Genomic DNA, 13,688 nt, shown 5'->3' with positions numbered 1-13,688 from the left:
CTGGAATACCTGGCGGTCGAGACGCTGGTCGGCCAGATGAAGGGACCGATCCTATGCCTGGTCGGACCTCCGGGCGTCGGCAAAACCTCGCTCGGCAAGTCCGTGGCGCGCGCGACCGGACGTAAGTTCGTGCGCGTGTCGCTTGGCGGCGTGCGTGACGAGGCGGAGATTCGCGGGCATCGGCGAACCTACATCGGCGCCCTGCCCGGCAAGGTGATTCAGTCGGTGCGCAAGGCGGGATCATCCAATCCCGTGCTGTTGTTCGACGAAGTGGACAAGATGTCCACCGACTTCCGCGGCGACCCGTCGTCGGCGCTGCTCGAAGTGCTCGATCCTGAGCAGAACTGTACGTTCAACGATCACTATCTCGACTGCGATTACGATTTGTCGAAAGTGATGTTCATCACGACGGCGAATACGCTCGATCGGATTCCACGGCCGCTGCAGGACAGGATGGAAGTCATCCGTATCCCCGGCTACACGGAAACCGAAAAGCTCAATATCGCGAAGAAGTACTTGCTGAAGAAGCAACAGGAGGCCAATGGGCTGCGGCCGGAGAATATCGAGGTGTCCGACGGCGCAATCCAAGGCATCATCCGGCATTACACGCGCGAAGCCGGCGTCAGAAATCTAGAGCGCGAGCTCGCCTCGATCTGCCGCAAGGTCGCGGTCGAAGTCGTCAAGACGGATCGCAATGCGCACGTCAAGGTTTCGAGCTCGAGCCTCCAGAAGTATCTCGGCGTGCCGAAGTTCCGTTACGGTACGGCGGAGACGGTGCCGCAGGTTGGAGTTGCGACGGGGCTGGCGTGGACTGAGCTTGGCGGCGAGCTGCTGAGCGTCGAGGTGACGATCGTTCCGGGACGCGGCAAGCTGACTATCACCGGACAGCTTGGCGACGTGATGCAGGAGTCGGCGCAGGCCGCGCTTTCATATGTGCGATCGCGGGCCGAAGTGCTCGGTCTCGATCGCGGCTTCTATCATCGTATCGACATCCATATTCATATTCCCGAAGGCGCGATTCCGAAGGACGGGCCGTCGGCGGGAATCACGCTGGCGACGGCGCTGGTGTCGGCGCTCACGCGCTCACCGATTCGCAACGACCTTGCGATGACGGGTGAGATCACGCTGCGCGGACGCGTGCTGCCGATTGGCGGACTGAAGGAGAAGGTGCTCGCGGCGCATCGCGGCGGTATCAAGACGATCCTGATACCTCGGGACAACGCCAAGGACATCGAGGAGATCCCTCCTCAGATCATGAAGGGCATCACCTTGATTCAGATCGAGCATATGGATGAAGTGCTAAAGCACGCGTTGGTGCTGACTGATCCGGACAATTTCTTCAAGGCGGGTAAAGGTGAGAGTGACTTGGCGTTCCTGCGCGAGCCGGAACCCAAGGTACCGGAGATGCCGCCAGGGGACGAGGACGACACGACTGTATCGACGAACCTGTCGTAGGTTCTGAGCGGGGGACTTCGCACGTTCCGGCAGACCCGGAATGCGCGAACTCAAATGCGCGGTCGGGGATGGGAAGACCGCCGAAGGTACATATGACGAAGGCTGAACTCATAGAGGCGTTGTCCAACAAGCTTCCCCTCAACAAGGCAGACGCCGAACGCGCAATAAACATTTTGCTCGACGACGTCATCGCGGCGTTGCGGCAGGGCGAGCGCGTGAACATCTCAGGCTTCGGCACGTTTTCAGTATCGGAACGGCAGGCGCGCACCGGACGCAATCCGAAGACCGGAGAATCGATCGAGATAGCTGCGAGCCGATCGGCAAAGTTCAAGCCGGGCAAGCAGTTGAAGGACTCGCTGAATGAAGGCGTCGGCGCAGCGCCGGCGTCGTCGTCACCGTCGACTGGTTCGTAACCGGATCGGCACCTTCGAGATCAACTCAGTTCAACCAGGCGGCCGCTGTGTCGATAACACACGCGGCCGCCCTTTTTTCTGATTTCGACCTGAACTTTTAGCGCAGTCGGGCGGCCGGTTCCTGGTGAAGGGTCCGATTACGGCGCCAACTCAGTCGGCAACCTGCCGTCCGGCCACATTCTTCTCCAACAGGGCGCAGCGCTCGAGGACTGCGGCTAATGCATTCAGGCTGACCGGCTTGGCGACGTACTCGTCCATGCCGGCATCGAGGCATCGCTGCCGTGCGCCTTCGAGGGCACGCGCGGTCATCGCGATTACCGTCGTGTGCCGCTGATCATTTTCGCGCCGGCGGATTTCCGCAACGGTAGCGTATCCGTCCATCTCGGGCATCTCGCAGTCGAGCAGCACGACCCCATAGTGCGTGCCGACCAGCGCTTCAATCGCGGCCTTGCCGCCGCCAGCCAGATCGACCCGATAGCCCATCCTCTGTAGTTGCTTCTCGGCCACTTTCAAATTCACCAGATTGTCATCGACCACCAGGACGCGCACCGGGTCGTGCGACGGGTTTGCCGAAGGGAGCGCAAGTTGAAACGCGGGCGAGACCGGTTCGCGAATCGAAGGTCCGCCATTCGGCGAGCCCGAGTCGAGCGCCGCTGCGAGCCGCTTGAAGAGATGCGACGGCCGGACCGGTTTGGTCAGCCAACCGTCGAAATTCTTGCGGCGGCGAGCCGCCAAACCTGCGCTTTCACCGACCGGGCTCATCAACAGGAGTCGCGTTTTTGAGAGCGTCGGATCGGACCGGATAGCGCAAGCCAGCGCGGAACCGTCCATCCCGGACATATCGGCGTCCACGATAGCTACCTGATAGGAGCGATTCTCTGCGACCTGGTGGCGCATCGCGGCCAACGCCAGGTCTCCGCTGGCGGCGGTATCGGCGATCATCGCCGCGGATTTCAAAGTGTTGGCGACCACGGCGCAATTGGTCGCGTTGTCGTCGACGACGAGTGCGCGCACGCCTGCCAGTTGAGCGCCGGTGGATTCGAGGGCCGGAGAAGTCGCCGGCCGTCCGAACCTCGCGGTGAAAGAAAAGGTCGAGCCCTTTCCCGGTTCGCTTTCAATTTCAATTTTCCCCTGCATCATTTCAACCAGCTTCTTTGAAATTGTCAGTCCGAGGCCGGTTCCGCCATATTTGCGAGTAGTGGATGCGTCGGCCTGCGCGAAAGGATCGAAAAGGCCGGGCTGCACCGCCCGCGGGATGCCGATTCCGGTATCGCGAACGTCGAAGCGAAAGACGATCTCGTCGGAGGTTTCCGCGTACAAGGTAACGCGGAGGATGACCTCGCCGGAGTGGGTGAATTTCAACGCGTTTACGAGCAGATTGTTCAGGACCTGGCGCAATCGAGTCGGATCGCCCGAGATCGTGATCGACGCCTCGATGGCATACGCCAGCATCAGTTCGAGTCCCTTGCGGTGGGCCTTTTCGGCGAACAACTCGACCGTACTTTCGAGCACACCTGCCAGATCGAAATCGATTCGTTCGAAAACCACCTTGCCTTCGTCGAGCTTGGAGAAGTCGAGGATGTCGTTGACGATGTTGAGCAGCAGATTGCCGCTCTCCGAGACGGTGCGCGCGAATTCTGTTTGATCGGGGGTCAGTTCCGATTCGAGCAACAATTCGGTAAAGCCGATGATGCCGTTGAGGGGGGTGCGAATTTCGTGGCTCATGTTGGTCATGAACTCGGACTTGATTCGCAAGGCTTCCAGCGCGGTCTCGCGCGCGGCCACCAGCTCGATGTTCTTGGCTTCGAGTTCCGCGAGCAGGCGGGCGCGAGTTTCGGCGAGCTGTCCCATGACCAACGCCTCGGCGGCGGCGGCGCGGGTTTCATCGCGCAGTTGAAGTTCGCGGGCTTGACGGTTGCGATCGGCGACCTGTTTGCGGCGCAGCAGATTGCGTAGCTGCGCCTTGGCGATGGCGAAGTCGGGCGACTTTACGACGCAATCGTCGACCCCGGCGCTCAGCGCTTCGCGGACTATAGCGCTGGTTGGATCGTCGGTAAGTACTATCAACGGAATCGTCCGCCAGTCGGGAGAATCGCGTATTTGTCTGAAAAACGACGGAGCGGCGCAAGAGCATTCGATCAGTATGCAGTCGGCTCGGCGGACTACCAGCAGCTCGAGCGCCTCGGCCACCGATTGCGCGATCGCCATTTCGTAATCGTCGCTGAGCAACTCAGACCCCAGATCGCGCAGATAGGACGAGTCGCGGCCGATGCCCAACAGTTTCTTGTTTCCGAAAAGGCTCTTCGCGCTGTCGGTTGCTCGCATCGCTTCACGCGAGTGAGTAAGCGCGCCGAGCCGAACCAGTAACATAGCCGGGTCTTCGCGCTTGCGCATGAACGCGTCGGCGCCCGCTTCGAGCGCTCCGATCTCGATGTCGCGATCGTCCGAATCCGTGAAGAAGACGCAGGGGATCTCGCGCAGCACGGTGTTGGACTTGATCCTGCTGATGAAGGTCAGACCGTCGATACCAGCCATCTGACCGTCGACCACGATCGCGGCCGGCTGAATCTCCGCCGTCAGGCGCAATCCCTGAGCGCCACTCTGGCCCTCGACCAGGCGATATCCATTAGGCTCGACGAGCTGCTTGAGCCATTGACGAAAGGCTTCGCTGGGATCGATTACCAGCAGGTTAGGGAGATGATGGGCGGCGGCGTTCGAGCGTCGCGCGCTTATCAGTTCGTTCGCACAACTCAGCAGGTAGCGTTTATCATATGGTTTGCCCACGTATTCATCGGCGCCAGTCGTGAGTCCCCGCACCCGCGCGCGAACGTCTGCCTCGAGCGAGAGCAGGATTACAGGAATCGGCCGAGTTTCGAGGGTAGCCTTCAACTCCGAGAGGAACCCAACGCCATCACCGTCGGGCAACTGGACATCGAGCACGATCAAATCGAAAACGGCCTTATGCAGTACGGCGCGCCCCTCCGCCAGCGAAGCAGCGAGAGTGCAGACATAACCTCCCGCCTCGAAGGCGCGTTTCAGGTCCATCCGGACAGTCAGGCTGTCGTCGATTACGAGTACGCTTGAGATCATGACTATAGTGCGTCTCCATTGCGTCGCCGCGCCATCAGGCAGAGGGTACCGGCCACGTCGGCCAGGGGAGCAACGATCTGTGCGGCGTCCAGGGCGATAGCTTCACGCGGCATTCCGAACACGGTCGAGCTGGCTTCATCCTGCGCGATTGTGTGGCCGCCCTTCTGCCGGACCGCGAGCAGACCGGCAGCGCCGTCTTTACCCATACCAGTCAGCAGGCAGGCGATAGCCTGCGAGCCGCATTCACGAGCGACGGACTCGAACAGCTCGTCGATCGAGGGTCGGCATAGGTGGCGCGGCGGAGTATCGGTCACCCGCAGGCGGCCTCCGCGGACTACCAAGTGACGGTCGGGCGGCGCCATTAATATCTCCGCAAGGCCAGGCCGGGGTATCGGCTCGCCATCCACCGCAACCCGCACCGGGAGCTTGTTCGAGCGGGTTGCGATCCATTCAACCAGACTCTGCGCGAACTCCGGCGCGATGTGGATGACGAGCAAAATTGGCAGCGGGAAGCCGGCGGGTATTTGCGACAGGATTTTTGCGATTGCCGACGGGCCGCCGATTGACGCTCCGATCGCGACAATCACCGCTTCATCGCTTTCGAGGAGGGGAAGGACCACAGGAGCCGCGACCCCTGCGGCGGCCCCGACCACTCGTGAACGTCGATTGACCGACGGCCGCCGAATCGCCTTGATGCGCGAAACCATCACCGCCCCGACCAATTCTCGTTCCCAGACCCCGTCAGGCGTGTCGGCGGCGGGTTTATCGAGGACGTCGACGGCTCCGGCCGCAAGCGCGTCGAAAGTTTGCAAGACCTGTCCGCGATTGGACGAAGCCGAAACCATCAGGATGGGTGTGGGGCAATTGGCCATGATGTATTCAGTGGCGGTGACGCCGTCCATCACCGGCATCATCACGTCCATGGTGACGACGTCGGGACGAATCCGGCGGCATAGTTCAGTCGCGGTACGGCCGTCGGCAGCCTCAGCGATGACCTGGATTCCCGCATCGGTGGATAACGCTTGCACGAGACGTTTGCGCACCGTCATCGAGTCGTCTGCGACCAGCACGCGAATTGCTGCCATACGCCCTATCCCACCAGCATCCGAACGGTTTCCAGCAGCGAGTCCTTGCTGAACTCGCCCTTGACGATGTAGGCGCGGGCGCCGGCTTCGGCACCGCGCCTGCGATCATCGGCGCCGCCCCGAGTGGTAACCAGGACCGTCGGAATCCCCTGCAGATAGTCGTACTCGCGGGTCCGCGCGACGAACTCGAACCCATTCATCCCGGGCATCTCGACGTCGCAGACGAAGAGGCTGTAGTGACGTTCGCTGGCCTTCGCCATCGCGTCTTCGCCGCTCACGGCCAGATCAACCTTGAAGCCGCCGGTCTCCAGGATGCTCTTCAGCAGCACGCGACTAGTGAGCGAATCGTCGATGACCAGAATGTGCGGAGCAGGCGTGGCCGCCGCCATCGGTTGCGATGAGACCGCGTGAGCCGCTTCGAGCAGCGCGTCCGGATTGAGCACGAGTTGCGGATTTCCCTGAGCGTCGAACACCGCGCCCGCGAGCATGGCTACGCGGCCCGCAGCTGTAGGCAGCGGATGCACGATCACCTCGCTTGCGTGAATCACGCGGTCCACCCCGACTGCGAGCAACTCGGCTCCGGCTTGAACAATCGTGGCCAAATGCGGTCGCGAATCGACACCGGATGTGAGCGGACGCCCCATGGTTTCGGCGAGCCGGATAAAAGGAATCGCGCGGCCTTCAAAGATCAATGAAGATTGCCCGGCCAGCGACACAATCGCATCGACCCCGAGCCGCAACGCCGAATGAACTGCGTCCAGCGGAATCCAGATGAGCAAATCGCCGGCGGCCAGCAGGATCGCCCTGACCGAAGAGAGCGAGACCGGCACTTCAATCTCGACACTGGTGCCGATGCCGAGGTCGCTGCGGACCCTTACCTGGCCTTTGAAGCGGCCCACGACCTCGCGAACCACTTCGAGCCCGATGCCGCGGCCGGCGACTTCGTTGAGCGAGGGACTAGTGGTCACGCCGGGGGTGAAAATAAGTTCGAGGGCGTCGGCAGGAGTGAGCGCGGCGGCGCTGGCCGCTGACATGACTCCACGATCGACCGCCGCGCGGCGAACAGCGTCAACATCGATGCCGGAGCCGTCGTCGGAACAGGTGAAGATGATTCGATCGGCACCCCGTTCGATCTTGAGACTCACCTCGCCGCAGGCCGGCTTGCCGCGCGCGAGGCGGTCTTGCGGATTCTCGATTCCGTGCGCCACAGCGTTGCGCACCAGATGCGACAGCGCCTCTCCGAGCGCCGAGAGCACGTGACTTTCCAAGCGCTGCTCACGGCCCGAGGTGTGAAAGACGACCTGCCGCCCAAGCATCTCGGCGGCGTCGCGGACCGCGCGCTCGAGGGCCGGGAACAGCAGGCTGGTGGGCAGCAATCGGAGCCGGTCGATGTTCCCGCGGACTTCGGCAACCTCGCGCTCGGTGCTGTCGGCGCGCATCCCGAGGCCTTGGCGCGCGTGTTGGAGCGCGAGCCTCATCTCCTCGACGGTCTCGTGCAAGCGTGCCCCGGGTTTGGCGTCGGTCAATTGTTGCTGAAGGGCCGCGAGCCGGTCTTCGACCTCCCTGACTACCTCGATGCCCCGGCGAATGCCGTCGAGCTGCACGGCGGTTTCGGAAACTCCGCTGAGCAGCGCGTCCATTTCGGCCACACCGACGCGGACCCGCTCGAACGGCTCGAGCGCGGCCGGGCGCGATTGGGTACCGGGCTGCGGCGGCGGGTCGAGCGCGCTTATCTCCGACGAGATTATATCCACCTGCTGCAGGAGCCGGCCGATCTGATCCTTGCTGACTGCGTCGAGAGACCCGCGATGCGGCGCCAGCGCGTCCTCCATCGCATGCGCAATCTCGGCGATACGGGGCAATCGGACGACGCGCGCGGCGCCCTTGAGGGTATGTGCCTGGCGCAGCAGGCGCGCCAGCGGTTCCGCGCCGGCACCGTCCTTTTCCAGGCCGAGGATATCGCGGCTGAGATCGGCAACGATCTCGCGCGCTTCGATCTTGAAATACTGGTAGAGATCTTCGTCGGCCATAAGTCGCTATCCAGCCAATCCGTTTTCGGCGGATGGCGGCACTGCGGTCTTTTTCAGGATGGTCTCGGCGATTGAGCTCACGTTCAGCAGCCACAGCTGCGAGGCGCCGGAGCCGACCGCGTCAGTCGCGTTAGGCGGCGCGCCCGGACTTACCGGGCTAAGCTCGGCCCGTGGCACCATCACGGTGCCGGTCACCGCGGTGAACGCGAGTGCAATCTCCTTCTCGCTGCGGCACAGCACCATCCATCGATTCTGCTCGATGCTCAATTCGGGACAGCCGATCACGGCGGCGAGACTGTAAACCGCTACCATCCGGCCTTTGAGCCCGGCCAGGCCAAGGAGCCCCGAGCCGGCGACGGGGATAGGCACCACGGTCCGGGCGCGCACGAGTCCGGCGAGGTCGGCCACCTTCAGGGCGAACCGGGTGGCGCCGATCCGCACGATCAGCAAGTGCACGAGTTCCTGAGTGCGCTCGACCAGGGCTTGCTGGAAGGTCAGATCAAACGACCGCTTCAGATCCTCGAACTTCAATGCGACGTCGGTTTCGATCAATTTGATTCCCCACACAGGCGCAATTCGGAGCCGCATAGATCGATGAGCGTCTTGCGGCTGAAGCCGCCGCCGAACAGCAGAACGCGGGCCGGATCTTCCTGCGCAAACAGCATCGAGGCATTCTGAAGCTCGCGCCGCGCACCCGGCAGGTCGCCCTCGCGCTTGAACATGAGGCCGAGCCGCAAATGCGGCATCGCGAATGCCGGATCGAGGTAAACCCCGACCCGGTAGCTGTCGAGCGCCGCCGCGCGCCTGCCGCCATGCTCATGACAAAGTGCAGTCAGGTAGTGCGCCGCCGCGTTGAGATCGTCGAGGGCCAGCAACGAGGTACATAGCTGGGCAGCCTGGTCGAGCTGGCCTCGTTACACCTGGATAATTGCCATCAGCAGCAGCACGTCGGGATCGAGCCGGTCGGCGGGCGCAAGCGCCTCGAGGGTGGCCAGCGCCTCGTCGTACTGTTCCGCCTTCATGAGAGCTGCGCCGAGACTGAGGCTCGGACGAGGTGCGGCGGCTTCGAGCCGAGGCGGAGCCGGTTCGACCGGCGCAGGCTTTACGCCGGCGCGATTCGATGCGATCAAGCTGGAAGTCTGATACGAAGCTGAGATCGGTGACGTAGCGGACATCGAGGGCGCGAGCGCCCGCGGGGCATCGTTGCGGAAACGGAAGGGCAAGGCGGCCGATCTCGGTAGCGCGGGCGATTCGGCGGCTTTGCGCAGCACGTAATAGTAGGAGTCTTGAGCATGCTCGACATGGAAAGCCTGGGAGATACCGCGCAACGGCTCGGCGTGGCTTAGAAACAGGAATCCGTCGGGCGCGAGCACGCGGGCGAATCGCGCGATCACTTCGCCCAGCACCCGAGCGGACAGGTACATGGTTACGTTGCGGCAAAAGATAATGTCGAAGTGGAGCGACTGCCAGAATTGGTAGTCTTCCCGAGCGATACTGCGTTCCTCGAACCGCACCATCGTCTGCACGCTTTGGTCGAGCACAAACTGGCTATGTTCGCGCCGGAAGTACTTCTCAATGCATTCCGGCGGCGTCGCGCGCATCGCCCAGGCCGAATAGCGCCCGCGCTGTGCCTTCGCGATAGCCTCGGGATTGATGTCGAGGCCGAGAATCGAGACTTCGGCGGGCGCCGATTTGCCAAGCTCACGCAGCGTCATCGCGAGCGTGTACGGCTCTTCACCGGTGGAGCATCCGGCGGACAATATCCGAATCTGCCGGGCCGGATTGGTTCGGGTCAGCCGCGGCAGCGCTTTTTCGGAAAAGACGTGAAGCTGATCGGGGCTGCGGAAGAAATAGGTCTCGCCGATGGTCAACTTGGCGGCCAGCTCGCGCATCTCGTCGTACATCGTTACGACAGACTCGAGGCCCTTAAGGTAGGCGTCGAAGCTGCGGCACTGCAGCGCGCGCATTCGGGCCGCCAGGATTGTCTCCAACTCGATAATCGACGAGCTGCCGTACTGAAGGCCGAGGTGTTCTTCGATCAATTCGGCGAACCGTATCACGTTCGCGTCACCTATAACCGGCTTGGTCCTCATGAGTTCTCTAATCTGGCCAGTTCGTCCTCGGTGATGATTCGCGAGCCGTCGAGCACCAGCATGAGCTCACCGTCCAGCAGTCCTATCGCGGTCAATACCTCGGGATGAGCTTGCAGCAGCAGCGGCGGAACTTCGGCCAGCATGGTGCGCTCAAAGTCGCGTACGCCTACTATCGACTCGACCGCAAGGCCTACCACCCGCGCTCCGACCCGCAAGGTAACGACGCGCGCCTGCTTGAGTTCAGCCGAACCCGCTCCAAGCAGGATTCCGAGATCAACCACCACCACCGTAGCGCCGCGAATCACGGCCACTCCCTGCACCCATCCGGGAGCGCCAGCGATAACTGTGACCGGCGGGCTGCGGAGGGTCTCGATGACGCTCTCAAGCGGCAGCGCGCAGAACAGATTGCCCGATCTCACCAGCACCACGGCCAGGCGCGTGGAGGATAAGCTTGCCGGGGTTGCGATTGTCGTCAATTGAACACGCGGTCAGTCCTTGGTGGAGGTGCAATTTCCGCTCCAACTCAACCAAGCGATCGCATGGTAAGTTGACGCGCTATGAAAGCTTTCAGCAGCGGATCAGGTGTGCTGCCCGGCACCTACGCGTCTTCGCGCGGCGACCGATTGGCGCCATTCGCCAATTAAGTGTCGCAGCATTTCCCATCTGTTGGCGGTTTACTCACGTGCGAAGCGGCGTTCAGGGGTCCCGATCCACGGCATGATCTGTGCTCCCCAAACGCGAGCAGCGCGGCCATGGAGGCGGGTGCAGTTTATGAATCGGTCAAGGTCCTTTGGTGCTTTGATCGCGCTTGGGTTCACGATTTCCTTCGTGATGCTGATAGTCATCGGCGCGGTCGGCTACTTCAGTATCGCGAAAGTCTGGAACAACACCCATGAACTGGGCGCGACCTATGCCGTGATCGATCAGCTGTCCGAGTTGATATCGGCCTTGAAGGACGCGGAGACCGGCCAACGCGGCTACCTGCTGACCGGCGATGACACCTATCTGGAGCCCTACCGATTGGCCGACGCTTCGATTGACGATGCCTTAAAGCAACTGCGTGATTCGACCGCCGACGATCCCGTTCAGGCGCGTCGCCTCGAGCAAGCCGTGCCTCTGATTCAATCCAAGATGGCGGAACTCAAGCAGACCATCGAGCTTCGGCGCAGCCAAGGTTTAGATGCTGCGTTGAAAGTGGTGACTACGGGCCAGGGAAAGGCCTACATGGACAAGATCAGGCAAGTCGTCGCCGAAATGGATAACCAGCAACGAACTTCGCTGCACGAGGAAAAGACTCGGACTGACTTTGCGGCGGGTTTCTCGGAGACGACGATAATCTCGGCTTCGCTACTCGCCTTTGTCCTTATTGGCCTGATCGGCTGGTATCTTACGAGTTCATTGACCCGACAGATCGGATCGGCAGCGGCGCTTTTGCAGAACTCGTCCAGCCAGCTCCAGGCGGCGGCCAATTTGCAGTCTTCGGGCTCAACCGGTCAGGCAACGGCAGTTAATGAAATTGCCACCACTATCAACGAACTTCTTTCGACCTCGCGTCTAATCGCGGAAAACGCGCAACGCGTCGCCAAAGTCGCACAGGAGACTTCACTGACTGCCAGTCGCGGCGACGAGACTGTTCAGCGCACTACGCAATCCATCGCAGGGATAAAAACCCAGGTCGACGTGGTAGTCGTTCACGTGCTCGAACTCGGAAAGAAGTCGCAGCTGATTGGGAGTATCACCGAGATGATCAACGAACTGGCCGAGCAGACCAATATCCTCGCGATAAATGCGACGATAGAAGCGGCGGGTGCGGGAGAATGGGGCAAGCGATTCGCCGTCGTAGCGGACGAGATTCGCAAGCTCGCGGATCGGGTCAGTGTTTCGTCAAGCGAGATTCGACAGCTGTTGGATAACATCCGGGCCTCGGCCAGTTCAACTATTGCGGCGACACAGGACGGTTCGAAGCTGGTCGACGCGGGCGTGCGCGAGTTCGCCGAAGCGGCGGTACTATTCAGGCAGATCGCCGCGCTGGTCAGCACCGCCAGCGAGGCGGCGCGCGAGATCGAATTAAGTACCGAACAGCAGGCAAGTGCGGTCGATCAGGTCCGCGTGGGAGCATCAGACCTGGTGCAGACCGCGCATGAGACCGATACCAGCTCCAAGCAAGTGTTGAAGACTTCGTCCGAGCTGGCAGGCCTCTCCAGAGAACTGGTCATGATGGTCCGCTCCAACGGCCATGTATCAGCGACCTCACACTAGGGCTTGCATTCGCCGACCAACTACCAGGAGCGCGGCCCGCTCCGACAACATCGCTGGAGCGCGTCGCCTCGAACAGCGCATCCGGAGCCCGATGAAGCCATGCGCGTCAGCAACCGGTCATACGCTTCGCCGAGTTGCGACGTCGGCATCTGCTCACGCAGCGTGGGCTGCTGACGAAGGCCGGAAACGAATAAAGTCAGCGTTTCCGAAAAACCGCTAAGTGTGCGAGATATAAGGCTTCGGGCGGTTAGCTCAGTGGTAGAGCATCGGCCTTACAAGCCGGGGGTCGCAGGTTCGAAACCTGCACCGCCCACCAATGAAATCGTGCACTTACGGGATTTCTGCATTTCGCCCGATCATCTGGTGCCGGTTTTGGGGCCGGTTGACGAAGAAGGTTATCACCCACCAAGTCGACGATCGATGCGATAAGAACTCGGCAACTGGTTTAGAAATAGAGCCCGCTTGGAAAAGCGTGTCTCTCGTAGCTGGCTCTCTCCGCCGATCTCGGTCACGCCCCAAGCTCTCGCCCGATCAATCTTGAAGTCGCTGATGATGGCGACACTGACGAGTGAGTGGGACGCGCTCAGTTACCTACCATACATACCCCGGCCCCCGGACCTTCGCTGGTCGGGATGAAGGTCTCGGTATGCTTGTCGCACTTGTCGGGCAGCTTACATTCCTGATCGGAGTGGCAATAAGTCGGTCCCTCGACACAGAAGCTGGTGTTCCATCCTCTGTGCGGATCGTATCCCCGAGTTAGTACACTTCCATTCGGACAGGTAGCGACGGCTGCTTCGATGCATACACCAGCGTCAGCAGGAGCATAGGGAGGCCGCCAGTACCCGATATCCTTGTTACAGATCTGCGGAGGTTCGCATTCGGAATTTGCGTGACAAAGGACGTATTCAGGCTTTTCTTCTTTGTGTTGCCAAAGAGAACAACTCGAGCTCGCGAGTAAAATCGCACATGTCATCATGAGACCGCAAAGCTGCTTCATCGCGAACCCTCCCACGGAGCGAACGCTTTCACATTAACAGATGGCAGTTACGCGCCCGGATGAAAACGCATTTTCGCCTTTCGGCAACTTCCAGCCGATAGACTCTATGCAATGCATTGCCACCGAGGATCCCGCCTCAAGGAAAAGTAGAATGAGTCTTCGACACGCCGCCGCGCTCGCCTTGGCCATAATAATGTCGTCTGAAATAGTCATTCGACCCGCTCGCAACGACGAGCTTTCGTCCGTGCTACGACTCTGGCAGGAAC

At 61.3% G+C, this 13,688-nt stretch carries 10 protein-coding genes and 1 tRNA gene; 4 read left to right on the top strand and 7 right to left on the bottom strand.

From position 1 onward, the window contains the following. Both lon and WB650_RS18830 read left to right on the top strand, forming a co-directional pair. Positions 1–1,455 (top strand): endopeptidase La (lon, locus tag WB650_RS18835; protein ID WP_423961598.1); only part of this gene is annotated, 1,455 nt, incomplete at its 5' end. Between the two features lie 92 nt (positions 1,456–1,547). Beyond that, positions 1,548–1,868, top strand: a complete 321-nt coding sequence (locus WB650_RS18830) for an HU family DNA-binding protein (protein ID WP_422292564.1) — start codon at positions 1,548–1,550, stop codon at positions 1,866–1,868. A gap of 150 nt (positions 1,869–2,018) precedes the next feature. Here the strand turns inward: WB650_RS18830 and WB650_RS18825 are convergent, their stop codons facing one another. From WB650_RS18825 to WB650_RS18795, 7 genes are read right to left on the bottom strand one after another with little or no spacing between them, the layout of a single operon-like run. Next, positions 2,019–4,958, bottom strand: coding sequence for a response regulator (locus WB650_RS18825; protein WP_422301611.1), 2,940 nt, complete (start codon positions 4,956–4,958; stop codon positions 2,019–2,021). 2 nt (positions 4,959–4,960) lie between these two features. Next, the gene (gene cheB, locus WB650_RS18820; RefSeq protein WP_422301609.1) at positions 4,961–6,043 is read right to left on the bottom strand and encodes a chemotaxis-specific protein-glutamate methyltransferase CheB; all 1,083 of its coding nucleotides are present in this window, start codon (positions 6,041–6,043) and stop codon (positions 4,961–4,963) included. Between the two features lie 5 nt (positions 6,044–6,048). Then, positions 6,049–8,073 (bottom strand): hybrid sensor histidine kinase/response regulator, encoded by a 2,025-nt coding sequence (locus WB650_RS18815; protein ID WP_423961595.1) that lies wholly within the window; start codon positions 8,071–8,073, stop codon positions 6,049–6,051. Positions 8,074–8,079: 6 nt separating this feature from the next. After that, a complete protein-coding gene (locus tag WB650_RS18810; protein ID WP_422301605.1) occupies positions 8,080–8,625 on the bottom strand; it encodes a chemotaxis protein CheW in 546 nt (181 codons plus the stop codon). Then, positions 8,622–8,948 carry a hypothetical protein gene (locus WB650_RS18805; protein WP_422301603.1) on the bottom strand — a complete coding sequence of 109 codons (327 nt, stop codon included), beginning with the start codon at positions 8,946–8,948 and terminating at the stop codon, positions 8,622–8,624. Before WB650_RS18805 ends, WB650_RS18810 begins: the two co-directional genes overlap by 4 nt. 39 nt (positions 8,949–8,987) lie before the next feature. After that, complete coding sequence (locus tag WB650_RS18800) at positions 8,988–10,166, bottom strand: CheR family methyltransferase (protein ID WP_422301601.1); 1,179 nt, start codon at positions 10,164–10,166, stop codon at positions 8,988–8,990. Next, positions 10,163–10,642: a chemotaxis protein CheW gene (locus WB650_RS18795; RefSeq protein WP_423961593.1), complete on the bottom strand. Its 480-nt coding sequence runs from the start codon at positions 10,640–10,642 to the stop codon at positions 10,163–10,165. The genes WB650_RS18800 and WB650_RS18795 overlap by 4 nt, the downstream gene beginning before the upstream one ends. Positions 10,643–10,937: 295 nt before the next feature. On the opposite strand from WB650_RS18795, the gene WB650_RS18790 reads away from it, so the two are divergent. Continuing rightward, positions 10,938–12,425: a CHASE3 domain-containing protein gene (locus WB650_RS18790; RefSeq protein ID WP_422301597.1), complete on the top strand. Its 1,488-nt coding sequence runs from the start codon at positions 10,938–10,940 to the stop codon at positions 12,423–12,425. A 241-nt stretch (positions 12,426–12,666) separates the two neighbouring features. After that, a tRNA-Val gene (locus tag WB650_RS18785) sits at positions 12,667–12,741 on the top strand. Positions 12,742–13,688: the final 947 nt, after the last annotated feature.

Origin of the sequence: Binatus sp. (SeqCode), from assembly GCF_049584895.1 — a bacterium.
GTDB lineage: Bacteria > Desulfobacterota > Binatia > Binatales > Binataceae > Binatus.
The sequence above is the reverse complement of the archived record's forward strand: the minus strand, read 5'-3'. Positions and strand labels throughout refer to the sequence as shown.